Below are 26,694 nucleotides of genomic sequence, written 5' to 3'. Positions count from 1 at the left end.
CTCCTCTCTCCCCTTGGCGGTGTTTTTTTATGTTTTCGTTCGCAATGCCAAGTCGGTTGAGCTAAAATAAGTTCTTGATGCCCGAATATGGGGCTCCCCCCAAGCAAGAAATCAACTGAATAACAAATGGTCCCGACTTAGATGAATTCCCAAAACAGCACTCCGAACAAAGATTTGACGCTGGGGTTGAGTACCCTGCAGGATATCAGCGCACTGATCCTGCAATCCCACGATCTGAACGAAACCATTGCCAACATTGTTGACCTGGTCGCCCAGCGTGCCCAATCCGACGTCTGTTCCCTCTATCTGCTGGAAGAGGACAAGGAAACCCTCACTCTGCGTGCAACCCGCGGCCTTGATCAGGGCGCTATCGGCAAAGTCAGTCTGAAAATAGGCGAAGGCCTGACCGGAAAAACCGCCGAGGAACAACGGGTCCTTGCTATTCAGGAGCCACAGAATCACCCCCATTATCGTTATTTTTCTGAAACCGGCGAGGAGCAATTCCATACCTTTGTCGGCATCCCGTTATTTGATCGGAACTACTCCATCGGCGTGCTGGTCATTCAAACCCGCAAGGCCCACATTTTTTCCGAGGAAGAACTCGCCACGTTAACAACGATTGCCTTTCAGGTTGCCTCCATTGTTGTCAATGCCCGACTGCTGGACGCTATCCATAAGTTCAAGCGTCCGCTCCCGACAGAACCTCTCCAGCAGTCCCCGGCAGCAGAAGACCTGCTGCAAAGTGATGTCCTCCAAGGACAGGCCGCCTATCCCGGGGTGGTCAGCGGTCCGGCCAATGTCGTCGATCAACAGTTCGGCTTTGCCGACATCTTTGATGAGTGCAATATCGATCCTCAGGCCGAACAGAAGCGCCTCGACGAGGCTTTACGCCAAACCCGGATACAGACTCTGTATCTGGAAAAAAGAGTCGCGGATCAGCTGACCCAGGAGGATGCTGCAATCTTCCACACGCATTTGATGATCCTTGAAGACCGCGGCTTCATAGAGAAACTCTACAAGCTCATTGAGGAACGCCACAGCGCACCCTATGCGCTGAAGAAAGTCATCAGCAGCTACCTTGAGGCTTTCAATCAGATGGAAGACCCCTATTTGCGCGAGCGCGCTGCGGACATGGAGGATATCGGCCGTCGCCTGCTGGCCAACCTGATCGGCAGAAACCCGGAAGGGCTGCACCTGAACCATGCCGGGATCCTGGTGGCCAAAAAGCTGCTCCCCTCGGACATGGCCGTACTGGATCATCACATGATCCAGGGCATGATCATCGAATCCAACGAAGCCAACTCCCACTCAGTTATTATGGCTAAAGCACTGGGGATACCGGCTTTGATCGGTGTCAAGGGGGCGGTGGCGAGAATTCAACCCGACGCCAACCTGATTCTTGACGCCAACACCGGTCATGTTTACCAGAATCCCTCGGTTGCGGTTGTCGATGAATATCTCCGCCTGGAACAAGACCGCCTGCAAGAGCAGGAAAAACTCAGTGAACTGCGCGATGTCCTGGCAACCACCAGCGATGGCATCCGCATCAACCTGCGCGCCAATATCGGCCTGGTCAGCGATGTCGGTGTCGCTAAAAAGAACGGTGCGGAGGGAGTTGGTCTCTATCGGACCGAATTCCCCTACATGGCACGCAGCAATTTTCCCAATCGCAAGACCCAGTACCAATTGTACAAAAAAGTGGTTGAAGAATTCGACGGGCTGCCGGTCACCATCCGCACCCTGGACATCGGCGGGGATAAGGCGTTGCCCTACTTCACCCATCCCCGGGAAGACAACCCTTTTATGGGCTGGCGCTCCGTCCGGGTCAGCCTGGACAATAAAGAAATTTTCCAGACCCAGATCGAAGCCATTCTCATGGCCGCCATGCACGGACCGGTTAAATTACTCTTCCCGATGATTTCAAATATGGAAGAGATCGTTGCCTGCAAAGAGATTGTCAGCGCAGCCAGGGCCAAGTTGCAGCAGGAAGGGATCCGTATCCCCGAGCACGTCCCCCTGGGGGCAATGATCGAAGTTCCGGCTGCGGTCCGCCTGGCCCACCATCTGGCCAAAGAGATGGACTTCTTCGCTCTTGGTACCAATGACCTGATTCAATATCTGCTTGCCGCCGATCGCTCCAATCCGCGGGTCGAGAGCTACTACGATCCACTGCACCCGGCCGTACTCCTGTCACTGGAAGGGATCTCCAAAGCGGCCCGAGACAATGGCATTGACATCTGTGTGTGCGGGGAGATGGCAACCGACCCCGCCTGTCTGCTCGCCCTGATCGGCATCGGCATTCATGAGTTCAGCCTGTCCGCCCCGTATATCCCGCAGCTGAAAAGGTTTATCAGCCGGATCGACAGCAAGGCGGCAGAGACCCTGGCGGGCGACATCCTCGAAAAAGCGGACAGCAAAACCATCCGGACAATGCTGGAAAACTATATCGCAGACTACTACCGCGGCTGAGCCACTCTCCCCATCCAGCCCAGCCGCTTTGCAGTTTAATCCAGAATCGCCAGCAGGTCTCCTTGCTCAATCTGGGCTCCTTCGCTGAACATCAATTCCCTGACCGTACCTGATTTCGTCGCCTTGACATTGGTTTCCATCTTCATCGCTTCGGTCACGACCACGACATCGCCGGCAGAAACCTGGTCGCCGACCTGAACCATGAGCTTGAAAATCCTCCCCGGCATGGGCGCCCCTATCTCATGTCCATTGGCCGGATCTGCCTTAACATGGCTGGTTTCATCCACCACCACGGCCAGATCCGTCACGGTGGCACTGCGCGGTTCTCCGTTAAGTTCGAAATAGATATGTCTGGTCCCGTCCTCGCGAACGCGCCCGATAGCATTCAGCTTAACGATCAGGGTTTTGCCCGCTTCAATATCGATGGTCACCTCGTCAGCGATATCAAGGCCGTAGAAAAAGACCGGGGTCGGCAAAAACGAGGTATCGCTGTGATCCTGACGGAACCGATCGAACTCCTCAAAAACCCCAGGATACAGCACCGCGGACAGAGTATCCCTGCGGGAGACCTGATGACCGAGCTTTTTCTCCAGTTCAACCTGCTTCAATTCAAAATCAACAGGTTCCAGCAATTCACCGGGACGGCAGGTCAGTGGTCGCTCCGCTTTGAGGATGATTTTCTGGAGTTCTTCCGGGAAGCCACCATATGGCTGGCCGATCATTCCCTTGAAAAAGTCGATCACCCCTTGGGGAAAGGTCAATTCGTGACCACGCTGATAAACATCGTCCGGTTCCAGGTTGTTCTGCACCATAAACATGGCCATGTCGCCGACAATCTTTGACGACGGAGTCACCTTGACCAGATCCCCGAACATATCGTTGACCTTGCGATACATCAGCTTGCACTCTTCCCAACGATGTCCCAGGCCCAGGCCTTCCACCTGGGGTTTATAGTTGGAATACTGCCCGCCCGGGATCTCATGAAAATAGACCTGAGCGGTCCCGCTACGCAGTTCAGACTCGAATGGCGCATAATAACTGCGGCAGGTTTCCCAATAATTGGCCAATTTCTGCAGCCCGTCCAAATCCATCTTGGGATCCCAGATCGTCCCCTGCAGAGCGGCAAGCAGGGCGTTCATGTTCGGCTGGGCAGTCAGTCCCGAAACCGATGACAGGGCCACGTCCACGATATCGCAACCGGCCTGGGCGGCCTGCAAGTACATGGCGCCGCCATTACTCGAGGTATCATGGGTGTGCAAATGGATCGGCAGACCGATTTCGTTTTTCAGCGCCTTGACCAGCTTTTCCGCGGCAAACGGCTTGACCAGCCCGGCCATATCCTTGATCGCCAGGATATGTGCGCCCATCTTCTCCAACTCCTTGGCCATGCCGACATAGTATGCGAGGGGGTATTTGTCCCGCTTCGGATCGAGGATATCGCCGGTGTAGCAGATGGCCGCTTCACAGATCGCCTCGTTTTTACGAACCGCTTCCATGGCCACCTGCATCCCCTTGGTCCAGTTCAGGGAATCGAACACCCGAAAGATATCGATTCCACTCCGCGCCGCCTGAGTGACAAACTCCTGGACGACATTATCGGGATAATTGGTGTAACCGACCGCATTGGAACCGCGCAGCAGCATCTGAAAAAGAATGTTCGGCACCTTGGACCGCAACCGATCAAGACGCTCCCAGGGATCTTCCCGCAAAAAACGCATCGCCACATCAAAGGTCGCGCCTCCCCACATCTCCAAGGAGAACAGTCCGCCGCCCAGGTGGGCGGTGGCTTCGGCGATCCGGTCCAGGTCAAAGGTCCGGAAGCGGGTCGCCACCAGCGACTGATGGGCGTCACGCATGGTGGTATCGGTGATCAGCAGATGCTTCTGTGCGCGCGCCCAGGCGGCCAGTCCGGCCGGCCCTTTTTCACGCAGGATATCCCTGGTCCCCCGCGGATGTTGCCGGCCATAGGCAATTTCCGGAATCTCCGGTTCGCGCAGTTCGGCATAGCGCAGCGCCTTGGCCGGGGCAATGCCGGGATAGCCGTTCACGGAAATATGGCCGATGTAACTGAGAATTTTGTTGGCCCGGTCTTTTTTGGCACGCAGGTCAAACACCTCCGGGTGCTTTTCCAGAAACGAAGTATCACAGTTTCCGGCCAGGAAAACCGGGTGCGTCATGACTTTTTCCAGGAAGCCGATATTGGTCTTCACCCCGCGGATCCGGAATTCCTGCAGCGAACGATGCATGGTTCGCGCAGCATCAGCGAAGGTCAATCCCCAGGTGGAAATCTTCACCAGCAACGAATCGTAATAGGGGGTAATCTGGGCTCCGGCATACCCGGCCGCGGCATCCAGCCGCACGCCGAAGCCGGCAGCGGTGCGGTAGGCTTTAATGATGCCGAAATCCGGCGCAAAATTATTGGCCGGGTCTTCGGTGGTGACCCGCGACTGAATCGCATAGCCGCGCAGCTCAATCTCTTTCTGGCTCTTGATGCCGATCTCCGGATCGGTCAATTTATATCCTTCAGCAACCCTGATCTGCATCTGCACCAGATTGCGCATGGTAACCAGTTCAGTCACGGTATGCTCAACCTGGATCCGTGGATTGACTTCAATAAAATAGAAATTCTGCTCATGGTCCATAAGAAATTCGATAGTGCCGGCATTGCTGTAATTGACCGCAGCCGCCATTTTCAAGGCATAAGCGCAGAGCTCTTCTCGCTTCTTCTTACTCAGATAGAGAGAAGGCGCCATTTCGATCACCTTTTGATGGCGCCGCTGGATGGAGCAGTCCCGTTCATAGAAATGCACCAGGTTGCCGTATTGATCGCCGAGAACCTGAACCTCGACATGCTTCGGATTTTCGATATATTTTTCCAGAAAGACCGTTGCATCGCCGAACGCAGCTTTGGCTTCCGACGCTGCGCTCTTCAAACCTTCCAGCAGTTCCTTCTGATTATAGACCACCCGCATTCCCCGACCGCCGCCACCGGCGCTGGCCTTGACAATGATGGGATAGCCAGTGGCCTTGGCAAAGATCAGCGCTTCCTCCTCGGTACTTACCGGGCTGTCGGTACCGGGAACAATTGGCACTCCGGCGGCGATGGCGACCTCCCGGCCGGAGAGTTTATTGCCCAGCTGGCGTTGGGCCTCGGGAGTCGGCCCGATAAAGGCGATTCCCGCCCGTTCGCAGGCCTCTGCAAAATCGGCGTTTTCCGATAAAAAGCCATACCCCGGATGAATGGCATCGACATTTTTCTTCCGCGCCAGGTCAATAATCTCGTCGATGCCCAGGTAGGCTTCGATGGGTCCCTTGCCGGCTCCGACCTGATAAGCCTCATCAGCCTTATAACGATGCAGGGAAAGCCGATCCTGCTCCGAATAAATGGCAACAGTCGCAATGCCGAGTTCGGTACAGGCGCGAAAGATCCGGATGGCGATCTCGCCGCGATTGGCAGCCATGATTTTTTTAAAATTCCGCTTAGCCATGTTTTATTTTCCTCCAAGAGACCTGAATGATTACAAATTTGATATTTTTTGAGATGCCTAAATATTTTTACTGATATTTAATTTTATTCTTAAATTTCATATATTTGCATCAAACACATTGCGATAAAAGCAGAAATATAGGACAAATGTCAATATAGAATAACGTTTTATTTTTCCAACAATATGCCATAAAACCAGGCCAAAAAGAAAACCAGGTAAGAAAGAAAACAGAACCGGACGTGCCGACCGATCCTGCAAAGAAAGGTTAAAAAATCAGGAGTAGATACTGAGTCGGGCGATCCCGGTGAAACTGTTGGGCACTGTTGGTGACGAGTCATTGCCGAGCGAATGGGAGTCTGCAGCCAAAGGGGTGGAAGCCGTGTCCTGGTTGGCAGCAGCGGACAACTCCTCGGACTGCTGTTGGGCCAGTTCGATTTTTGCCTTACTGGCCATGGCCTGGGCCTTCTGGGCCACTTTGAGGTCCTGCCCGCTCGGTTGGGCCGGAGCCAGAGCTGCCGCGCGGATCTGTTCAGCCTTATCCAAAGTCGCCTCAGGATCGCTGCTGACCGGAGACATGTCGATACTAACCTCTCCGTCGGTAGCATAGGCTTTACCGTCCGGCCCCTGCTGGTATTGGTATTGCGGGGATCCGGCATAAGCACCACCGGTAGCCGCATGAGCCGCTTCATGGGCGCGGACTTCATGGTCACGAAACTGCAACTGGCGGATTTCTTCAGCTTCGGCACTGAGCTCAAGGGAATCTTTACGGCTGCCATCAGGTCGGGTGGTCTGCTGACCGGGTTCGATATGAGCGAGCGCAGGATCGTTAGCCTGGCTGACCGCAGAGTTCTGCGTGTGATCAGTCCCCTTCAGATCACCATCATCACTCCGCGAAAGGGGCTGGGAGGAGTTCGACAAATACAACTGAGATGAAATAGTCAACATTTCCCACTCATTATCCGGTCAGCAAGTCTTTAAAATATAATCTTATTTAATTTTTTTCAATATCTTTAACGCCGCCAGCTCCAGTCGGTTCACCGATTCCTGTTGTTCCATTTTTATGGCCGTGCTAGGCTGACGTCAAACAAATGACGCCTGCCAGGGAGCCGCCATGCCGAACAAATCTCAAATCCTACTGATTGATGACGAGCCGGACAGTTGCAAGGCCCTTTCACTGTTGTTGAGCAAAGCCGGCTACAGTGTTGAAAGTTGCCACTCCGGAGAAAAGGCATTATCCCTCCTGAGAACACATCCCTTTGACCTCATCATCAGCGACTTGCTGCTCCCCGGGGTCAGCGGCATCGATATTCTCAAACAGGTCAAAGAAGATTCTCCCGAAACCTGTGTCATCCTTATTACCGGCAACGCCTCCGCAGAGACAGCGGTCGAAGCCATGAAGGAAGGAGCGCTCGACTATATCACCAAGCCGTTTAACTTTGAGCGTTTGAAGATTCAAGTCGCCAAAGCACTGGAAAAGAGCCGGCTGGTTCTGGAAAACCAATACCTGCGTCAGCAACTTCACGGGCGCTACCGTTTTGATAATATCATTGGCACCAGTCAGGCCATGCAACTGGTCTTTGAACGGATGGAAAAAATTGCCGGAACCGATTCAACGATCCTGGTGCTGGGAGCATCCGGGACCGGCAAAGAACTGGTCGCCAAAGCGATTCACTACAACAGTTCCCGCAAGGACAAACCTTTTATTGCCATCAACTGTGGAGCGATTCCTGAAGATCTGCTCGAGTCGGAGTTGTTTGGACATGTCAAGGGTGCCTTCACCAGTGCCGTCGCCGACAAACCGGGCAAATTTGAAGTTGCCAACGGCGGTACGATTTTTTTGGATGAGATCGGTGACATGCCACTACATTTGCAGATGAAACTGCTGCGGGTACTGCAGGAGCATGAGATAGAACGAATCGGCTCAAGTCGCAAAATCCACCTGGATGTTCGCCTGATTTCGGCCACCAATGTCGACCTGCAGTTAAAAGTCAAAGAAGGACGCTTCCGGGAGGACCTGTATTATCGTCTCAATGTCATTCCCATCCACCTGCCCCCCTTAAAAGAGCGCCGCGGCGACATTCCTCAACTAGCACGTTATTTTATGGAGAAGATCTGCAAAGAAATGAACCGCCCGCTGATCGGCATCGGTGTGGATGCGCTTAGGGCCATGGAAGCCTATGATTGGCCCGGCAATGTCAGGGAAATGGAAAATATTATCGAACGGACAGTCGCACTGACCGACAGCACCGAAATCGGTTGTAGCGATCTGCCTTCGGATATCGGCAAGTTTCAGAGTCAGGAGCTGACGATCACACCGAAGATAACCGCAAATGGCATCGATATGAATCAGGTCATCGCGGATATTGAACGGGAACTGATTGTTCAGGCGTTGGATCTAGGGCACGGGGTGAAAGCCCGTGCGGCTGAGTTACTCAATATCAACCGCACGACCTTGGTGGAAAAAATCAAGCGTCTGGGAGTAGATGCCTAGCAGCCACTCCCAGGATTTTTTACTTGGCTTTCTTTTCCATTTTCTTGCGTTCGTTGGCATCCAGATAACGTTTCCGCAAGCGGATGGATTTCGGCGTAATTTCAACGAGTTCATCATCATTGATATATTCGAGAGCCTGCTCCAGGGAAAGGTTGCGCGGAGTCACCAGGCGCACCGCCTCATCACTACCGGAAGCACGCACGTTGGTGAGCTTCTTCCCTTTACAGGCGTTCACGACCAGGTCATTTTCTTTGGCGTGCTGACCGATAATCATTCCTTCATAGACTTCGACCCCTGCCCCCAGGAAGAGAATTCCCCGATCCTGCAGTCCGAACAGCGCGTAAGCTACGGTCTCCCCGGATTCCATGGCAACCAGGACCCCGTTCTTGCGCCCACTGATCGGTCCCTTGTAGGGCGCATATTCATGAAAGGTGTGGTTCATGACGCCGGTACCGCGGGTGTCGGTCAAAAATTCCGTCCTGAAACCGATCAAACCTCGGGCGGGAATGATAAATTCAAGCCGGTTGGTCCCTTCCATGGTCTGCATGGAGGTCATCTCGGCTTTACGAGTACCGAGTTTTTCAATGACGGTGCCCTGATATTCCTCCGGAACATCAATGGCCAGATACTCCATCGGCTCACATAACTGACCGTCAATTTCGCGAAAGATAACCTCAGGCTTGGAGACAGACATTTCAAACCCTTCCCGACGCATATTCTCGATCAGGATGGACAAATGCAGTTCGCCCCGCCCGGACACCTTGAAGGTGTCGGTATTGTCCGTTTCCTCGACCCGCAAGGAGACGTTGGTGCGCAATTCCTTCATCAATCGATCACGGATGTTGCGCGAAGTGACGTATTTCCCTTCCCGGCCGGCAAACGGAGAATTACTGACCACAAAATTCATCGACAGGGTCGGTTCATCAATGGCCACATAAGGCAGTGGCTGTGGATTCTCCTGGTCAGCCAGAGTCTCGCCGATGCTCAACTCCTCAAATCCGGCAATGGTGACAATGTCCCCCGCCGAAGCGGATTCGATCTCAACCTGTTGCAGCCCCTGATAACCGAGCAGTTTGGTGATCCGGCCGTGCTTGACGGTGCCATCACGATTGATATGGGCAACGGTTTCCCCTGCCGAGACGGTGCCGTTGAAAATCTTCCCGGTTGAGATCCGACCGATGAACTTATTATAGGCGATGCTGGTCACCAGCAGTTGGAACGGCGCGTTTGGATCGCCACTGGGCGGATCGACACGCTCGCCAATCACCTCGAACAACGGTTCAAGGTTATCCGATTCATCCTCCAACTCCCGCTTGGCGATGCCATTTTTGGCACTGGCGTAGACGATCGGGAAATCAAGCTGATCTTCGTTGGCGTTCAGTTCGCAGAAGAGGTCAAAAACCATATTGACCACTTCTTCCGGACGCGCTCCCGGCCGGTCGATTTTGTTAATGACCACGATCGGTTTCAAACCGAGGTCAAGCGATTTCTTGAGCACAAACCGGGTCTGCGGCATCGGTCCGTCAAAAGCATCCACCAGCAACAGAACGGAATCGACCATCTTGAGAATCCGCTCGACCTCGCCGCCGAAGTCGGCGTGGCCGGGGGTATCAACAATATTGATTTTGAGGTCACCGTGCTGAACGGACAGGTTCTTGGAGAGGATGGTAATCCCGCGCTCTTTTTCAAGATCGTTACTGTCCATTACCCGCTCGGTTATAGCCTGATTTTCCCGATACACGCCGGATTGAATTAACATGGCATCAACCAAGGTGGTCTTACCATGATCAACGTGAGCAATGATTGCTATATTTCTTAACTTCTCTGACATCTGTTAAACCTTCTATAAATAAAATGTTTTACCCAAAAGAGCGAGATTATGACAGAAAGGCGGGGCCAAGCCAAGGGAATTAGTTTTACTGATCGAAATATTATATCCCCGCTATATCATGGCAAAATAACCGGCAAATTCTTGACAGGTCAGTAACTTTTACCTATGTTTTCCAGGTCAACCCGTTTCCTGTCGGCAAGCAACGACAAACCAATAATTTCTTAAATTCTTTTCAATCGACATGTAGAGAAAAATCATGGCAAAACCCAATATTATCCTGACCGGGTTTATGGGAACCGGCAAAACCACCGTCGGTCGACTTATGGCCCGACAGCTGGGTTATGAATTTGTCGATACCGACCATTATATCGAAAAACAGATCGGCTGTTCGATTGCAGAATATTTTCGCGTTGAAGGCGAAGCGGCTTTTCGCCGCAAAGAGTCCGAACTCGCCCAGCAGCTGGCAGATCGGGATGGCCTGGTCATCTCTACCGGCGGACGGATGATGCTCGATCCGGCCAATGCCGCTGCTTTGAGTAAAACCGGACGAGTGTTCTGCCTGGTCGCCACCCCTGAGGAGATTCTCCAGCGGGTTGCCAATGATTCCAATGTCCGGCCGCTGCTGCAAGGAGCAAACCCGCTTGAGCATATTGTCGAACTGATGCAACAGCGCGAGAAAGGCTACAAACGCTTTTCGCAATTCACGACTTCGGAAAAGCATCCTGCTGAAATTGCAGAGGAACTATCGGAATTTGTGCAGGGGAAGCACGATCTGCGCCTGGAAATTTCAGCGCCGACCCTGGACTACGAATTTATCGTCGGCAGCGGTATCCTGCCCTTTGTTTCCAGCCTGGCTAAAATCAACGGTCCGGCGGCAATTATTACCGACCAGTCGGTAGCGCCCCTCTACGCCGGCAGCTGCGGCATGATCGACACGGTCATCACCGTCCCTCCCGGTCGCCAACACAAAACCCTGGCCACGGCACAAAACATTTACGAGCAATTGCTCGATGCGGATTTTGATCGCAGCGGTACGATTATCGCGCTGGGCGGGACAGTGATCAGTGAGCTCGGCGGCTTTATCGCTGCGACCTTTATGCGTGGGGTTGATTGCGTGCAGTGCCCGACCAGCCTGCTGGCCATGGTCGATACCAGCATCGGCGGCAAAACAGGGGTCGACCTGCCGCAGGGGAAAAACCTGATCGGGGCCTTCAAACAGCCGAAAACCGTCATTGCCGATGTTGCAACACTACAGAGCCTTTCTCCGCGCGCTTTTAACTCAGGAATGGCGGAAGTGATCAAGCACAGCCTGATTGCCGACGAGGAACTGTTGGAAAAGATTGAATCCGGCAACTGGAAACCTGCTGACGGCGGACTGCAGGACGCTTCGGAACTACAAGCGCTGGTTGCGCAGGCGATCCAGGTCAAAATCAATATCATCCAGGAAGACCCCTATGACCGGGGACGCAGAGCCCTGCTGAACTTCGGCCACACCTTTGCAAACGCAATCGAACGGCTCAGCAGCCACCAAATCAGCCACGGCGAAGCCGTAGCCATCGGCATGGTGATCGCTGCTGAACTTTCTTCCACTTTGGGCTACTGCTCACCGAACATCAAAGAGCGGATTGAAAAGGTGCTGGCGTCTGCGCAGCTACCGACCCGGATCCCACGCCAGCTCGAAGCGGAACAGATCCTGATGGCCATGCGCAGCGATAAGAAAAAGAAGGCGGGAATCCTCCGTTACATCCTGATCAGAGAAATCGGCGACCTGTTCCGCACCGAAGAAGTCGCAGATTCGGCTGTCATCGCCGCCATGCAAAAGGTTAAGGGATAGTACGAAACAGTCCGCCGTTCAGACACGAACCAAACGCTGAAAGATCAGGATTCCCCCATCAAACGGGACATCTCGCGGGCGGCAATCAGCAATTTATCAAGTAGGTCCTGGATGTGCTTTTCCTTAAAACGGTGAGCCGGACCCACAACCGCCAAAGCGGCAGGCACATTATTTTCAAAATCAAAAACCGGGGCAGCTATGGCAGCGATTCCCTCTTCCCGTTCCTGATTATTGATCCCGTAACCTTCCCGCCTGATCCGCTCAAGCTCGGCCAGAATTTCCTCGGTATCCACTTTGGTGTTTTCGGTAAAGCGGGTCTGCTTATTTTTACTCAGCACCCGCTGGACGAAATTAGTATCGGCGTAAGCCAGCAACACCCTGCCCGCAGCCGTGGGGGTCAATTCCATATAGTCCCCCTCATTGATGGAATAAACCAGCCGCGACGAACCCATTTCCCGAGCCATACAGATACTTTTCATGCCGTCGACAACAAACAGCGCCGTCGACTCACCGGTATCTTGGGTGAGCTTCTTCATAAAAGGCGCGGCAATGGAACGCAGAGAGTTACTTTTTTCGTAAACCTTACCCAGCACCATTAATTTAGGGCCTAAACGATAATTAGTCCTTGAGGTACGCACCAAGTAACCGGAAGTAATCAACGTCCCGCAGAGCCTGTGCACACGGCTTTTATAAAGACCTGTTTTTTCACAGAGTTGATTTAGCGACAGTTCAGTTTCATGGGTATTGAAGCAATCCAGAATTTCCAAGGCCTTCAGTACTGCATCAACCAAAGGTACAGCCGCCGCTTTTTTTTCCGCTACTTTTGCCATCATCCCTCACATTTTATGAAAAAATTCAGCTTAACAACTTGAGCGAATGACCGTCGCCATTCTCCCCGGTAGTTTTTTATCCAAGCTTTTCTCTAAAATGCCAACAATAGCACAAAGTTTTACCATATCGATACCAGTACTTGCACCGACCGAAGAAAACATATTAACGGCATCCTCGGTGGGGACATTACCGGCCGCACCACGAATAAAAGGGCAACCTCCCAGCCCGCCGGTACAAACATCAAACGTTTTCACACCAGCACGGTAGCCGGCATACATATTGGCCATGCCCATGCCCCGAGTATCATGAAGATGAAGGGACAAACTCATATCCGGCACTAGATCGCGAACTTGGCAGACCAAACTCTGGATACTCATCGGACTGGCCATACCGGTAGAATCCGCCAGGTTGAGTTCGGCAGCGCCGGAATGAGCAAGTTTTTCAGCAGCAGCCAAAACATCTTTTTCTGCAATGGCACCTTCATAAGCACAACCAAAGGCGCACTGCAGGCCAGCCCGAACCGTCAACCCTGCCTGCGCGGCCTGCTGAATCAGTTCGGTCATGGCCTCCAGAGCTTCAGGAGCAGACTTCCCGGCATTCTTCTGGCTGTGGGTGTTGCTCACCGACACCGACATGCTGACATGTTTAACGCCAGAGTCGAGAGCACGCTCCAGCCCTTTACCATTCAGAATAAGTGCCGACAGGAGCGGGCCGTCGGGATTCCGACGAATAATCTCACGGATAAATTGGTCCGTGTCAGCCATCTGCGGAACGCGCTTGGGATGGACAAAAGAGCCCACCTGAATGCGTTTTATCCCAGCCTGTGCAAGCAGATCATAGATAGCCAGCTTTTCCTCTAATGAAAAAATCCGACTTTCAACTTGCAGGCCGTCCCTCAACGTTTCATCTTCCAACAGTATCTCGATTCCCGTCATCTGGTCATTCATCAGTCCATCCTATAGCTATTTATATTCAGACATTCAGCTGTTTTCAGCAAAAAACTCGAAACAACATTAAAAGAAAAACTAGGAAATTTTCACCAGGGTTTTCATCCGTTCCGGAGCGGAGAACCCCTCTAGGGTTGCCTGCAAGTCCTCCAACTTAATCACATTGGAAACCAACGCCCGAGTATTGATGACACCCTTGGCGAGCAACTCAAGACTTTCGGGAATTTCGGTGGTGTATATCATGGAGCCTTTAATGGTCAATTCCTTGCGGACAATGGACACGGTCGGGACCGGGTAACTCTGGCCAGGCAGCCCCAGCAAAACAATTCTTCCCCCTGGTGCAGCCAGATTGATACACTGCTCGAGGCCGGAAGGGGCGCCGCTGGTTTCAAAAACCACATCGAAAGAGCCCTGGCAGGACGCAAGCTCTTCAGGATCACTGATGACCTTTTTGGCTCCCATCTTTCGAGCAAGCTCCAAGCGGGAAGCAACCAGGTCACAGTTGGTAACGTTTGCAGTGTGCTGCAAAGCCAACTGCAATGCCAGCTGCCCCACCACCCCGGCACCGAAAATCAAAACGTTGTCCGTACTGGCAATATTGCCCTGCTTGACCCCATGCAGGCTAACCGCCAGCGGCTCTGCCAACACCGCGACCTCATCAGCAAGATCGTCCGGGACAGGATAGAGAGCCTTGGCCGGCACCACCACAAAATCAGCGAAAACCCCGTTAATATCAACGCCCAACCTGATTTTTGAACGGCAGATATTGGTCAATCCCTGTTTACACAGGTCACATTCCCCACAAAAATAGTTCGGGTGCACAGTAACACGCTGACCGACTTTGAAGCCGCTGACCTGCTCCCCCATGGACTCCACTGTCCCAATGGCTTCATGTCCGGGAATCAAAGGAAAGGGAGCAGGCAACTTGCCATGAAACATGGAATTATCCGACCCGCAAATTCCGCCAAGTCGGACTGCAACACGGATCTCTCCAACCCCCGGAACCGGTGCTGCGACATTTTCTATCTGAATATGACCTGCCTTTTTGATAACAGCTGCTTTCATCTTTGCCTCCATCCTATTTAATAGGTATAATTATCGCTTGTTAGGTTATTCTGCTCTTAAACCAAATGCAATAGAAAACTATTTTTTTGAATAAAATAAAGTTATTTCGTATATATAGCTTCGATTTTCAACATGCCGTCACATCTCTGTCTAAACCAAATCATTCTCCCTTTTAAAATTAATTTCAAAAGAGGATTGACAGCGAACCAGTGCCTATATATTCTAGCTTCCGATATCAAATTTCACCAAATAGGACAAAATAAAAATAATTATATAACGTAGTTCTGCTTTAACTAAATTCAATCCAAAGGACGAACCCGACAGCAATAAACCAACCCACATATGTTCGCCATTTTTTCCGTTACAGAGTAATCCAACACCTGACCGGATCACCTCCCGCAACCGCTGGTTGACTCTTGTCCGGGGCGAGCCAATTTGAAGGAAACCCAAAATATCCAGGCGAGGCAGTACAATGCAAACAGGAATATTCAAAGTCATCAGTCGAATTGTCGAAGGTTATTTCAGCCTCCTGAAAGTCATCATCGTTTTCTGCATGGCGGCCATGCTGGTGATGGTATTCGGAAATGTCTTTCTCCGGTATGCGTTTAACACCGGCATCACGGTATCAGAAGAAATCTCCCGCTGGTTTTTCGTCTGGATGGTTTTTCTTGGCGCTCTGGTCACTCTTCGCGAACATGGCCACCTCGGTGTCGATACAATTGTCAAACGACTCCCGGTTCTCGGCCGCAAAATTTGTTTTATGCTCACCCAGCTGATCATGCTCTATGCCAGTTGGCTGATCCTCTCGGGCAGTTGGGAGCAGACCATCCTCAACATCGGCGTCAAAGCGGCTGCCTCTGGAGCACCCAAAACCCTTTTCTATGGGGTTGGCATTGTCTTCGGCGGCACAGCCATCCCCATCATTCTGTACGATATCTTCGCGCTTCTTTCCGGCCGTTTGAGGGATGACCAACTGATCGGCGTCGTTGAATCGGATGAGTCCATTGATAGCGAAAAACTCGATGCAGAACTGGCCAATAGTTAGATTTTAACCAGAGACACGGAGGATATCAGCTGTGGTTATCGGTATATTTTTAGGAACCCTCTTCTCAACACTGGCCATCGGCACCCCGATCGCATTTGCCCTGCTTGCCTGTGGAATCGTGTTAATGATCCATCTGGACTTTTTCGATGCCCAGATTGTTGCCCAGAATCTGATTCATGGCGCAGACAGCTTCCCATTGTTGGCCGTGCCTTTTTTCCTGCTCGCCGGCGAAGTCATGAATGTCGGTGGGCTGTCCAAACGGATCGTTAATGTTGCCATCACCCTGGTCGGCCATGTCCGCGGCGGACTCGGCTTCGTCGCCATCCTTGCTTCGGTCCTGCTGGCAGCCCTGTCCGGTTCCGCAGTCGCCGACGCAGCAGCCCTGGCCTCACTGCTGGTCCCCATGATGGTCCGCGCCGGCCACAGCAAGGAGCGTTCCTGCGGCCTGATCGCCTCAGGCGGCATCATCGCGCCGGTTATCCCGCCAAGTATCGGGTTTATCGTGTTCGGTGTTGCCAGCGAGTTGTCCATTTCAAAATTATTTATGGCCGGAATCGTTCCCGGTATTCTAATGGCGCTGTTCCTTTGCATTGCCTGGTGGCTGACCTGTCGCAAAGACAATGTGGAGCCGGCACCGCGTAAATCCGGTAAGGAAATCCTCCACGCCGTGCTGGATAGTTTTTGGGCGCTGCTGCTGCCGTTCATCATTATCTTCGGTCTTAAATTCGGAATTTTCACCCCGACCGAAGCAGCGGTTGTCGTCGCAGTCTATGCCCTTTTTGTCGCCCTCTTTATTTATAAGGAGCTGAAATTCAATCAGCTTTACGATGTCTTTGTCACCGCCGCCAAAACCACCTCAGTGGTTATTTTCCTGGTTGGTGCAGCATTGGTATCTTCCTGGATGATCACTGTTGGTGATGTTCCCGGGCAGGTCGTAAAAATGCTCGGTCCATTCCTCGAGCATAAATTCCTGCTGTTGTCCGTCATCATGCTGCTTATCGTTGCCGTCGGCACCTGCATGGATATGACCCCGTCCATCCTGATTTTGACTCCGGTGCTGATGCCGATTATCGTCAAAGCGGGCATCAACCCGATTTATTTTGGGGTTCTGTTTATCATCAACACCTCCATCGGTCTGATCACCCCGCCGGTTGGCACTGTCCTCAATGTCGTTGCTGGGGTTGGAAAAGTTAGCATGGACGATCTCGTCAAGGGGATTTGGCCCTTTATCCTCGCAGAGCTCCTCGCCCTGCTTTTAATCATTATTTTCCCGGGTCTCGTTACCGTTCCTGCGGAGTGGTTCGGCGGCATGTAAGCTATTGTCCCACAAGGCAAAGCGGAGAAAACCGGCCGAAACCAGCTTTCAGAATTGTTAATCGTACAGCCTAAAGGAGGTATTCAAACAGTCGCACTACCAAAAGCAGAAGTTGTTTATCGATGAACACAACATTTTCGTTCCTAATTTCAGCACGGAGAAGTCAATGAAAAACAATTTACTGGTCAAACTCTTGGTTTTTGCAGTCATTGTCGCCTGGACCGTCACTTCCGGAACAGCATGGGCAGCCGATATCAACAAACACAAATTTAAATTTGCCTTTCAGAACACCAAAGAGCACCCGCAGGGACAAGGCGCTGTCAAATTTGCCGAGTTGGTCAAAGAGAAGAGTAACGGCAAAATGACCGTGCAGTTATTTCCAAGCGGAATGTTGGGAGGCGATCTGCAAACCGTATCTGCCCTGCAGGGAGGCACAATTGATTTCACGGTTCTGAATGCAGGTCTTCTGGTCGGCCTTGTTCCGGCTTTCGGTATCTTTGACTTCCCCTTCATGTTCAACAACGAAGCAGAAGCGGACGCCATTGTCGATGGCGATTTCGGCAAAATGATGTTCGCCAAACTGCCAGAAAAAGGTCTGGTCGGTCTCGGCTATTGGGAGCTTGGCTTCAGGAACATGACCAACAATGTCCGCCCGATCACCAAACTTGAAGATTTCTCCGGGATCAAGCTGCGCGTTCTTCAATCTCCGGTCTTTATCGATACGTTCAACGAGTTGGGCTGCAACACGGTTCCGCTGCCCTGGCCGGAGGTTTACACAGCGCTTGAACAGCACGTTGTCGATGGCCAGGAAAACCCAGTGACGAATGTCCAGTTTGCAAGTCTCTTTGAAGTACAAAAATACTTTTCTTTCACGAAGCACATTTACTCTCCACAATCATCTCTGGTCAGTAAGAAAACCTGGGACAAATTGACAGCTGACGAACAGCAAATTATCGTTGATGCGGAGAAGGAAGCAAAGCTCTACCAGCGGCAGGTCAACCGTGCGCAAATGGCCAAATCTCTTGCATTCATTAAAACCAAAATGGAAGTCAATGAAATCGCACCTGCCGAAATGGCAAAAATTCGCGAGGCCGCAAAACCGGTTTACGAAAAGAATACGCCGAAAGTCGGCCAAGACGTTGTTGATGCATTCAACGCGGCAATTGCTAAAGTCAGAAACTGATTTCAGCTCAATTCTAAAAGGTTATTGAAAAAGACTCTCCCTGGCCTTTTTCAAGCTTGTTGGAGAAAAGTGCGATTCTCACCATCTTACAAAATCAATGTCTTACAGGACCGTCATTGATTTTGATCGCATGGCTATAGGCTCGACAGGCAATTTTTCAACAGCCTGCTAATAGCCGCAGGGCTTATCTGATAAGCCCTGCGGCTATTTCTGTCCTCAGGAGAAAATGACGTCTATCAAGTTCCTGCTTTTCAGAGCCGCCCTATACATCGTGCAACTTTTCCCACTGTTCGCCTTTACTGTAATATTTCCCCTATAGAGCAGCTACCCGGAAACTCTGGTGAGGCATTCATCAGGTTTTCAGATTGGCAACGAGCGATGTTTTATTGCGCTGAGGTTTACAGCGATACGTCGCACAAAGTCAGTCTAATAGACTAATTGCGAAGAACCCTTTCCTGATGGCAACGAGCGCAAATCACCCACAACCGCCATCGACCAGCCTTGTGTAGGAAATCGGTTTCGGCCGACCTCTTAGCAGTATTACAACCTACCAAATAAAACTATCGCAGCAAAACATCACTCTGGCTAGGATTTAAGACAAAAAGCGTTGACACCCATCGACAACCATTTTATTCTATTTATCACAATTCAATTCTATTGATTAGGATTATTTTTTTAATATTCCGACGGAGGAAATAATGGCGAAACTCCTGTTAATGCATGGGATCAACCACGCAATGTTCGGCAAGCGTGATCCAAAGTATTATGGAACCGTGACCCTGCAAGAAATTGAGGATCAGGCAACCGCATGGGCCAGGGAACTTGGTCACGACCTGGAGTGTTTCCAGACCGACATCGAGGGGGAAATGGCATTAAAAATTCACGATGCCTACTCCGGTGACGTTGAGGCCATTGTGATCAATGCTGGGGCCTGGACCCATTACAGCTATGGCATCCTGGATGCTCTGGGCATCTTTAAGGATAAAGGTCCCATTATCGAAACCCACATGTCCAATGTGCATGCCCGTGAACCGTTTCGCCATATTTCCGTCTTTTCCAGCGTTGTTGCTGGACAGATCTGCGGCTTCGGCGTCACCACCTACAAACTCGGGATCATCGCTGCTGCCGACCTTCTCGCCAAGCGCTAGAATTTATTCATGACCGTTGCGTGAGCATTCAAAAATCTCACCAGGAGAAAAAACATGGCCAAAGCACCTAAAGTTCTTACCGCAGAAGAAAAGCAAAAAGTTGATGAGCTGTTCGTCCGGGCCCGTGCAGCGCAGGCCCAGATTGAAAACCTTGATCAGGAAACCGTTGACCGTGCCGTTCAGGCTGTTGCCTGGGCCGCCGCCAACGAAAAGACCTTTACCCGTCTGGCCCAAATGGGGGTCGATGAAAGCGGTCTCGGTGACCGTGCCGGGCGCCCCTACAAACGGGCCAAAATCATCGGCATCCTGCGCGACTGCCTGCGGGAGAAGAGTGTCGGCATTATCGAAGAAATTCCGGAAAAAGGGATCGTTAAGTATGGCAAGCCGGTTGGCGTGGTCGCTTGCCTGATTCCGACCACCAACCCGGCGCTGACCCCGCCGACCAACGGGCTCTATTCACTGAAAGCCCGCAATGCCACGATCTTTGCGCCGCACCCACGCAGCAAGCAAACCACCTTCGAGACCATCGCCGTGATGCGCGCCGCCCTGAAAAAGGTTGGCCTGCCGGAAGACCTGTTCCTGTGTATCGACCAGCCGAGCATTCCATCTTCGCAGTACCTGATGAGCCAGGCCGACCTGTCCATCGCCACTGGCGGTCCGGCCATGGTCAAGGCCGCCTACAGCTCCGGCAAACCTGCCTACGGGGTTGGCGCCGGTAACGCCACCATGTGTTTCGATGAAACCACGGCGCAGGACATCAAGACCGCGGCCCTGAATGTACGGCTGAGTAAAACCGCCGACTACGGCTCGGGCTGCTCTGCCGACGGTAACCTGATGATTCACGACAGTGTCTACGCCGCTATGCTTGAAGCCCTGCAGGCTGAAGGTGGTTATCTGTGCAGCGCTGAAGAGAAAGCCAAACTGACCAAAGTGTTGTGGGATGATGAATTGCACCGGACCATCGACACCATTGCCTGCTCCGCCCAGTCGATTGCCGAGAAAGCCGGCTTCAGGATTCCGGAAGACCGTTGCATGCTGCTTTGCGAAGAGGACAACATCGGTCCTGAATATCCCTGGTGCAAAGAGAAGATGGCGCCGATCATCGGTGTTTTCAAATATAGCGGAACCTATGACAAGGCGATTAAGCGTCTTCAGGAAATCTACAAAGTCGGTGGGCGCGGCCACTCTTGTGGAATCTACAGCTTTAACGACGAGCACATTCACATGCATGCTCTGGCCATGCCGGTCAGCCGGATCATGGTGCGCCAGCCGCAATCCAAGGCCAACTCCGGGTCCTTGACCAACGGTATGCCGATGACTTCTTCCATGGGGTGTGGTGTTTGGGGCGGCAACATCACCAACGAGAACGTGCACTTGAAACACTATATGAACGTGACCTGGGTCAGCCGGCCGATTCCCGAGGATCGCCCTTCGGATCAGGAACTGTTCGGCGAATTTTATAATGATCAATCCCTGGTCTTCGAATAGAGGCTTCGCCGACATCCAAGAGCTCTTGGGTGCCGGCGAAAACCTTGTTTGAGAACATTACCCGACAAACCCAGCAGGATTTACGGTATCAGCGCCTCTGATGCTGCTGCATGCCGACTGAATTCGGGAGAATAAATATGAAACAAGAATTTTCGTTAGCTCATTTAACCGTCATTGAATGCTCACCGGCTGAAATGACCTATATAGCGGCCCGAACCGGTTATGACTACGTCAGCTTACGGCTGATTCCCATGGGCGTACCGGGAGAACGCGCATTCCTTCCCCAAGATAAGCAGATGGTCAAGGAGACCAAAACCGCGCTGCACGACACCGGGGTACGCTTTCTCGATCTTGAACTGGCGCGCATTTTACCTGATAAGGATCCTCAGGAGTATGTCCCGGCCATGGAGCTTGCCGCAGAATTGGGAGCCCGGCATGTTATCTCCAGTGCCTGGAATATCGCACCGGAGGGCCGGAACTTCATGGTAGAGCGGTATGCCCAGATCTGTGAACTCGCCAAACCTTTTGGACTGACGGTCGAACTGGAGTTCCCATCATTCTCCAGCATTACCTCACTACAGGAAGCAACGGACATTATTCGTAGCGCAGGATGTTCAAACTGCGGGCTGCTATTGGATACACTCTATTTTCATTTTTCCGAGTTAACCCCGGAAGACTTGACGAAAATACCCCGCGAATGGTTCCACTTCCTACATCTGTGCGACTCCGTGGCAACGGTCCCTGAAACCAAAGAAGGAAAGATTCGCATCGCTCGCGATGAACGCCTGTATATCGGCGAAGGATGTATCGATTTTGACTCCATCTTCAGCGCCATTCCACAGGTTCCCTTTTCGATTGAACTGCCGAACAGCAAAAGAGTCAAAGAACTCGGCTATGAAGAGCATGCGCGCAGATGTATTGAAAGTGCCAAACAGTATCTGCAGGATCACCGTTTTGCAAAATCCCCAGCCTCTGTTTAAATTGGATTGTTGAAATGGTCGTTACAGACGGTTGGAAAACAGCCTATTGAGCCCACGGACAGGCGATCAAAATCAATGACGACCTTGTAAGTCATTGATTTTGTGCAATGGAGAAAACAGCACTTTTCTCCACCGAGCTTGAAAAAGGCCAGGGATAGACTTTGTCAACCACCAGTTAGTTGCTGAGCAGAAGATCAGCTACGGTAAACTGGGTGCTCTATGAAAAAACCTGGCCAAATAGTGGGGACTTCCTTTTTTACCAACTACAAAGAGATAATAAAGCAAACGGAGCCGGCAGGAGTTATTGATGCAACTCCGAACCGGCTCCATGCGTCAATCGGCATCAACTGAGCGGGGTATCCATGTGCTGGCCCAAAAACTGGTCAAACCCGTCAAGGATGAATGGCATCAAGCTTCTCGTCGGTTACCATCGCCGACACTTCCCGTTAGTCAAGAGAGCTCGCGAGATCGTGCAAAGCGGGACGCTAGGACAGCCTGTTAGCATTCCCATACTCTGGGTACTGCTGAAGCCGGATTCCTACTTCAGTGTGGGCTGGCGCTCTTAACGGGGCAGCAGACAGGTTTTGATCATATCATTTTCCGATACGCCCCCATCACCATGGCCCTAAGTACTGGCATCCAGGGAAACCCCGATTACTTCTGGCCCAGCCAGGATTACTACCGTTTTTTCGGAACCCGGGCAGCCCCTTCCTTCCCGAGCAGAGAGCTCTGGACGCACCCGCACGGAACAAACAAAAGGCCGGTGGGAACCCCTGCTCAAAACCACGGAGTCCGTACCATACGCTGCACCATTTATCGTTCAACTTGAACATTTCTTCCGAGGGCTCAAGGGGGAAGAAAAACCCGTCATCAACTCCGAAAAGGGGCTGTTGAACTTGGCAACAACCTTGGCCACTCTTAAATTGAGCAAACCCGGCTGCGCTATCAAACCAACCGAGATCATTGCCGAATAGCTGATCCCATAAGCAGTTCCCGACTGCTCGCAACCTTGATCTATCCTCTCGATTGTTGGCCTTAAACCTGCCAAAGACAAAATAGCCTCTGCAACCGTGGGTCTCGCAGCAACAGAACCGTCAATTTTTGTTCTCCCTGCCAGAACCAGAGGCAACCATTTTTCTTCCTGAAAGAGCTATCAGTAATATTGTTTTATTGATCAATGCACAAACGATTGAGTTCAGGCTGGCGGAGGTCAGAGAATCAAGAAAAAAAATCACTACTTTGATCATCTACCTTTACCAACAAACAAGCGACCTCATTAAAAAAACGTTTGACAACAGCCCTGCAACAAAATATCCTAGTGAATATCAATAGGTCCTTTTTAATAGGATAAAAATCACTCGCCAAAAACTTTTTTATTTACCGCTAGACAACGGTGCCTAATGCTTTAGAATTCGACGTAATGCAATCATATTCATGTATTAAAGCATGGATATCCCAATCACTGCATAAAGGAGATCAATATGACCAAAAGAATTCTAGGATTGACACTTGTCGGACTGTTTTTCTTTTCGATGTCTGCATTGGCCGCTCCAACTATCAAGTTTGCCCACGTTGATCCGGCCGAATGGCAAACATCCAAAAAAGGTGCTGCTGCGACAATTTTCAAAGCCGTTGTGGAGGGTGAAAGCGACATGAAAGTTGAGCTTTTCCCGGCTAAGGCCCTCGGTGATGAGAATTCCCTGGTTCAACAGGCTCAAGAGGGAACAACACAAATGGTGATGGTCTCCGGAGCCATGGCCAAAGTTTGCAAAGTCGCGGATGTTCTCAACATTCCCTATACCTTCCCTTCAGCCCCAGTCGCCTGGGATGTGCTTGACGGACCATTCGGCAAAGAATTGGCTGAATACTGCCTTAAAAAATCAGGACTGCGCACCTTAGCTTATGGAGAAACCGGTTTCCGCAACTTCACCAATAATAAACGTGAGATCAGAACGCCCGCAGACATGAAAGGTTTGAAATTCCGGGTCCAACCGATTCCGCTCTACATCGAAATGGTCAAAGGCCTGGGCGGCGAGCCCACTCCAATCGCCTGGTCAGAACTTCCCAATGCTCTGGCAACCGGGGTTGTCGACGGCCAGGAAAATCCGGTCGGTGTCATCTACAACAACAACCTGCACAAACTGCAGAAGTACATGACCCTGGACGGCCATGTCTACGGAGCCGATTTTATCCTGATCAATGACGAATTCTTCCAATCCCTGACCAAAAAAGAACAGGCCCTGCTCAAGAAGGCTGCCCGCATGGCAGGTCTCATGGGCCGCGCTATTCAGGAGTTTAATACCGCCGAGGGGGTTACCAAGGTTGCCGCAGAAGGAATGCAAGTTTACTCGCCAACTGCAGCAGAACTGAAGCAGTTCAAAGACGCGGCGCAACCAACGGTTGTCAAATGGCTGCGTGGTGAGCTGGGTTCTGAAGCTGGGTGGATCGACAAACTTGATGCAGCGGTCAAAGAAGCTCAAGAATCCGAATAGCACAGGACTACCATAGCTGGTCAGGCCGGGACAAATAATGTTCTCGCCTGACCAGGTTTACGAAAGCATCCCGGAGCACAGGGCGAAATGCCGATCATTTTTAAAAAGGCGGAACTCATGTACCGGACAACCGTCCAACGAATCTCTCATCTTTTCACCGGCCTTTTTGCCGGTGGTGCATCAATCTCCATGTTTGCGGTTTTTATTATTATTTTTATCAACTCCGTGCGCCGTTACATGATCGGCAAATCCGTTGAGTGGGGCGAAGAATTACCTATTTACATTGCTGTCTACGGGTTTATGTTCGGTGCCGCATATGCCTATATGCAGGATCGACATGTCCGCTTCACGATCCTGGTCGGCTTTTTGCCGCCCTTAATGACCAAATGGCTCTTCCTTTTGGTAGACGCCGCCATGGTCGTCATCGGCAGTCTGCTCGCCTGGTCAGGATGGCAATTCGTTCTCAAACGTGGCAGCATGGAATCCTCTGGAATGATCAATCTGGCGAAAGATCTGCAAACGGCGACCGGCTATGACTGGATGATCTGGCTTGGGCATTTCTACCCGTACCAGGCGGCCATGATCCTTGGCGGGATCATGTTGACGATAGCGGCAACGCTCAAATTGTTGGGGCGCATTATTGAAGAGCCGTCCCCTCGCCAGGAGGAGGGATAGAACGTGGTCTATATCATCCTTTTGGCCGGCCTTATCGTCGGCCTACCCGTAGCTTTTGCAATCCTTGCCGCGTTGTTCTATTTCATGGCGGTTGGTGATTTTCCTTATGCACTCCGCCTCGTCGCCACCCAAATGTATGGAGGAATGAAGTCCTTCCCGTTATTGGCTATTCCGCTCTTCATTCTTGCCGGTGAACTGATGAATGAGTCAGGTATCACCAGCCGAATTATAGCCTTTACCACAGTCCTGGTCGGACGCTTCCGCGCCGGGCTGGCCATGGTCAATATCTGGGCCTCGGTTGTGTTTGCCGGTCTCTCCGGTTCCGCGGTTGCGGATACTTCGGCCCTCGGCAGGGTCTTTATCCCGGAGATGGAAAAACGCGGCTATCCGCGAGATTTTGCTGCAGCTATCACCGCAGCATCTTCCGTAATCGGTCCAATCATTCCGCCGAGCATTCCGGTCATCATCTACGCCCTGACGGTGACCGGTGTTTCGGTTCCCGGTCTGTTTCTTGGGGGTATCGGACCCGGCCTGCTCCTTGCCGTCCTCCTGTCGATCTACGTTATGGTGTTTGCTGGACACTTTGAAAAACCCGAACCATTCAGAAGCAAAGCGTCCAAGATCAATATTCTGCTGCAGGGAATCATCCCTCTGCTGATGCCAATCTTTATTGTTGGCAGCATCCTGATCGGCGTTGTCACTCCGACCGAAGCAGCGAGCTTTGCCGTCGCTTATGCGCTTGTGGTTGGAATTTTTATCTTCCGTGAATTGAAAATAAAAGACCTGCCGGCGATCTTTGCTCGGTCCATGCGTGACAGCTCGGTGATCATGGTCGTTATCGGCGCTGTCTCGGCTGCTAACTGGTTAATGACCTATAATCGTATTCCCAACATGATCACTGACTTCGCCATGGAGTTCATGAGTGCCAAATGGATGTTCCTGGTCAGCACCATGATTCTGTTCCTGGTCGTCGGCCTGTTTCTCGAAGGTATCGCGGCAATGCTGGTGTTGGTACCTATTCTCCATCCTATTGCGGTTTCAATGGGCGTCGACCCGACCCATTTTGGTATTCTGGTCGTTTTCAACCTGATGATCGGTCTGATTACCCCTCCTATGGGGTTATGCTTGTTTGTCGCCGATTCCATCGCCAATGTCGGCCTGGGTAGGCTCACCCGGCAGATTCTGCCTCTGTTTTTAGTTGAATTGATCGCATTGATAATTATTACCTTTATTCCGGTGACCGTCCTCGGCATTCCTCGGTTTTTCGGCTTTTAATCCCTGCCACAAGGACTGCTTCCCCGGTCGCGAAAAAGCTCACCAAGCCCTTTGACACTTCTCAAAGGGCTTTTTTTATAAATATCTGTTGACATGAAGAAGAGTTACAAATATCCTATTTATCATAATTCTATCCT

General features: G+C 51.7%; 19 protein-coding genes. 12 read left to right on the top strand and 7 right to left on the bottom strand.

All coding sequences use genetic code 11. The features are described 5' to 3' along the window. The first annotated feature begins 141 nt into the window (after positions 1 to 141). On the top strand, positions 142 to 2,469 hold the full coding sequence (ptsP, locus tag N909_RS0121640; RefSeq protein ID WP_051690040.1) for a phosphoenolpyruvate--protein phosphotransferase: 2,328 nt from the start codon (positions 142 to 144) through the stop codon (positions 2,467 to 2,469). Positions 2,470 to 2,504: 35 nt separating this feature from the next. On the opposite strand, the gene N909_RS0121635 is transcribed toward ptsP, so the two are convergent. After that, on the bottom strand, positions 2,505 to 5,957 hold the full coding sequence (locus N909_RS0121635; protein WP_029918195.1) for a pyruvate carboxylase: 3,453 nt from the start codon (positions 5,955 to 5,957) through the stop codon (positions 2,505 to 2,507). Positions 5,958 to 6,230: 273 nt separating this feature from the next. Further along, positions 6,231 to 6,902, bottom strand: a complete 672-nt coding sequence (locus tag N909_RS24950) for a putative metalloprotease CJM1_0395 family protein (protein WP_051690039.1) — start codon at positions 6,900 to 6,902, stop codon at positions 6,231 to 6,233. 166 nt (positions 6,903 to 7,068) lie between these two features. Between N909_RS24950 and N909_RS0121625 the strand changes: the two genes are divergently transcribed. Beyond that, positions 7,069 to 8,448 carry a sigma-54-dependent transcriptional regulator gene (locus tag N909_RS0121625; RefSeq protein WP_029918193.1) on the top strand — a complete coding sequence of 460 codons (1,380 nt, stop codon included), beginning with the start codon at positions 7,069 to 7,071 and terminating at the stop codon, positions 8,446 to 8,448. Between the two features lie 19 nt (positions 8,449 to 8,467). Here the strand turns inward: N909_RS0121625 and typA are convergent, their stop codons facing one another. Beyond that, positions 8,468 to 10,279: a translational GTPase TypA gene (gene typA / locus N909_RS0121620; protein WP_029918192.1), complete on the bottom strand. Its 1,812-nt coding sequence runs from the start codon at positions 10,277 to 10,279 to the stop codon at positions 8,468 to 8,470. Between the two features lie 256 nt (positions 10,280 to 10,535). Between typA and aroB the strand changes: the two genes are divergently transcribed. Next, the gene (gene aroB, locus N909_RS0121615; protein WP_051690038.1) at positions 10,536 to 12,113 is read left to right on the top strand and encodes a 3-dehydroquinate synthase; all 1,578 of its coding nucleotides are present in this window, start codon (positions 10,536 to 10,538) and stop codon (positions 12,111 to 12,113) included. 44 nt (positions 12,114 to 12,157) lie between these two features. Here the strand turns inward: aroB and N909_RS26615 are convergent, their stop codons facing one another. From N909_RS26615 to N909_RS0121600, 3 genes are all read right to left on the bottom strand, one after another. Then, positions 12,158 to 12,943, bottom strand: coding sequence for an IclR family transcriptional regulator (locus N909_RS26615; protein ID WP_425415862.1), 786 nt, complete (start codon positions 12,941 to 12,943; stop codon positions 12,158 to 12,160). A 30-nt stretch (positions 12,944 to 12,973) separates the two neighbouring features. After that, on the bottom strand, positions 12,974 to 13,891 hold the full coding sequence (locus N909_RS0121605; RefSeq protein WP_084167870.1) for a hydroxymethylglutaryl-CoA lyase: 918 nt from the start codon (positions 13,889 to 13,891) through the stop codon (positions 12,974 to 12,976). A 78-nt stretch (positions 13,892 to 13,969) separates the two neighbouring features. Then, the gene (locus N909_RS0121600; RefSeq protein WP_051690037.1) at positions 13,970 to 14,956 is read right to left on the bottom strand and encodes a zinc-dependent alcohol dehydrogenase; all 987 of its coding nucleotides are present in this window, start codon (positions 14,954 to 14,956) and stop codon (positions 13,970 to 13,972) included. Between the two features lie 496 nt (positions 14,957 to 15,452). Here N909_RS0121600 and N909_RS0121595 point away from each other — a divergent pair, with 496 nt between their 5' ends. The 6 genes from N909_RS0121595 (at position 15,453) to N909_RS0121565 (ending at position 22,115) form a co-directional block, all read left to right on the top strand. After that, positions 15,453 to 16,001, top strand: a complete 549-nt coding sequence (locus tag N909_RS0121595) for a TRAP transporter small permease subunit (protein ID WP_029918187.1) — start codon at positions 15,453 to 15,455, stop codon at positions 15,999 to 16,001. A gap of 31 nt (positions 16,002 to 16,032) precedes the next feature. Further along, on the top strand, positions 16,033 to 17,316 hold the full coding sequence (locus N909_RS0121590; RefSeq protein ID WP_029918186.1) for a TRAP transporter large permease subunit: 1,284 nt from the start codon (positions 16,033 to 16,035) through the stop codon (positions 17,314 to 17,316). Positions 17,317 to 17,482: 166 nt separating this feature from the next. Next, a complete protein-coding gene (locus N909_RS0121585) occupies positions 17,483 to 18,499 on the top strand; it encodes a TRAP transporter substrate-binding protein (protein ID WP_029918185.1) in 1,017 nt (338 codons plus the stop codon). 698 nt (positions 18,500 to 19,197) lie between these two features. Continuing rightward, positions 19,198 to 19,647 (top strand): type II 3-dehydroquinate dehydratase, encoded by a 450-nt coding sequence (locus tag N909_RS0121575; RefSeq protein WP_029918184.1) that lies wholly within the window; start codon positions 19,198 to 19,200, stop codon positions 19,645 to 19,647. 54 nt (positions 19,648 to 19,701) lie between these two features. Then, positions 19,702 to 21,135, top strand: coding sequence for an aldehyde dehydrogenase family protein (locus N909_RS0121570; protein WP_029918183.1), 1,434 nt, complete (start codon positions 19,702 to 19,704; stop codon positions 21,133 to 21,135). Positions 21,136 to 21,272: 137 nt separating this feature from the next. Then, positions 21,273 to 22,115, top strand: a complete 843-nt coding sequence (locus tag N909_RS0121565) for a sugar phosphate isomerase/epimerase family protein (RefSeq protein ID WP_029918182.1) — start codon at positions 21,273 to 21,275, stop codon at positions 22,113 to 22,115. Positions 22,116 to 22,935: 820 nt separating this feature from the next. On the opposite strand, the gene N909_RS25850 is transcribed toward N909_RS0121565, so the two are convergent. Further along, positions 22,936 to 23,244, bottom strand: a complete 309-nt coding sequence (locus N909_RS25850) for a hypothetical protein (RefSeq protein ID WP_155006043.1) — start codon at positions 23,242 to 23,244, stop codon at positions 22,936 to 22,938. Positions 23,245 to 23,596: 352 nt separating this feature from the next. Between N909_RS25850 and N909_RS0121560 the strand changes: the two genes are divergently transcribed. The 3 genes from N909_RS0121560 to N909_RS0121550 all read left to right on the top strand — a co-directional run bounded on the left by N909_RS0121560 (position 23,597) and on the right by N909_RS0121550 (position 26,557). Further along, positions 23,597 to 24,607 carry a DctP family TRAP transporter solute-binding subunit gene (locus N909_RS0121560; RefSeq protein ID WP_029918181.1) on the top strand — a complete coding sequence of 337 codons (1,011 nt, stop codon included), beginning with the start codon at positions 23,597 to 23,599 and terminating at the stop codon, positions 24,605 to 24,607. Positions 24,608 to 24,694: 87 nt separating this feature from the next. Beyond that, positions 24,695 to 25,282, top strand: coding sequence for a TRAP transporter small permease (locus N909_RS0121555; RefSeq protein WP_051690036.1), 588 nt, complete (start codon positions 24,695 to 24,697; stop codon positions 25,280 to 25,282). Between the two features lie 3 nt (positions 25,283 to 25,285). Further along, a complete protein-coding gene (locus tag N909_RS0121550; protein WP_029918179.1) occupies positions 25,286 to 26,557 on the top strand; it encodes a TRAP transporter large permease in 1,272 nt (423 codons plus the stop codon). Positions 26,558 to 26,694 lie beyond the last annotated feature (137 nt).

It is taken from the genome of Pelobacter seleniigenes DSM 18267 (genome assembly GCF_000711225.1).
Classification (GTDB): domain Bacteria; phylum Desulfobacterota; class Desulfuromonadia; order Desulfuromonadales; family Geopsychrobacteraceae; genus Seleniibacterium; species Seleniibacterium seleniigenes.
This window is presented reverse-complemented; position numbering and strand designations above follow the sequence as displayed.

Coding starts and splice junctions, on each gene's coding strand:
- N909_RS0121560 (WP_029918181.1), top strand. CDS start 23,597: ATGACCAAAAGAATTCTAGGATTGACACTTGTCGGACTGTTTTTCTTT.
- N909_RS0121555 (WP_051690036.1), top strand. CDS start 24,695: ATGCCGATCATTTTTAAAAAGGCGGAACTCATGTACCGGACAACCGTC.
- ptsP (WP_051690040.1), top strand. CDS start 142: ATGAATTCCCAAAACAGCACTCCGAACAAAGATTTGACGCTGGGGTTG.
- N909_RS0121600 (WP_051690037.1), bottom strand. CDS start 14,956: ATGAAAGCAGCTGTTATCAAAAAGGCAGGTCATATTCAGATAGAAAAT.
- N909_RS24950 (WP_051690039.1), bottom strand. CDS start 6,902: ATGTTGACTATTTCATCTCAGTTGTATTTGTCGAACTCCTCCCAGCCC.
- N909_RS0121635 (WP_029918195.1), bottom strand. CDS start 5,957: ATGGCTAAGCGGAATTTTAAAAAAATCATGGCTGCCAATCGCGGCGAG.
- N909_RS26615 (WP_425415862.1), bottom strand. CDS start 12,943: ATGGCAAAAGTAGCGGAAAAAAAAGCGGCGGCTGTACCTTTGGTTGAT.
- N909_RS0121570 (WP_029918183.1), top strand. CDS start 19,702: ATGGCCAAAGCACCTAAAGTTCTTACCGCAGAAGAAAAGCAAAAAGTT.
- N909_RS0121575 (WP_029918184.1), top strand. CDS start 19,198: ATGGCGAAACTCCTGTTAATGCATGGGATCAACCACGCAATGTTCGGC.
- N909_RS0121565 (WP_029918182.1), top strand. CDS start 21,273: ATGAAACAAGAATTTTCGTTAGCTCATTTAACCGTCATTGAATGCTCA.
- N909_RS0121625 (WP_029918193.1), top strand. CDS start 7,069: ATGCCGAACAAATCTCAAATCCTACTGATTGATGACGAGCCGGACAGT.
- N909_RS0121585 (WP_029918185.1), top strand. CDS start 17,483: ATGAAAAACAATTTACTGGTCAAACTCTTGGTTTTTGCAGTCATTGTC.
- N909_RS0121605 (WP_084167870.1), bottom strand. CDS start 13,891: ATGAATGACCAGATGACGGGAATCGAGATACTGTTGGAAGATGAAACG.
- aroB (WP_051690038.1), top strand. CDS start 10,536: ATGGCAAAACCCAATATTATCCTGACCGGGTTTATGGGAACCGGCAAA.
- typA (WP_029918192.1), bottom strand. CDS start 10,279: ATGTCAGAGAAGTTAAGAAATATAGCAATCATTGCTCACGTTGATCAT.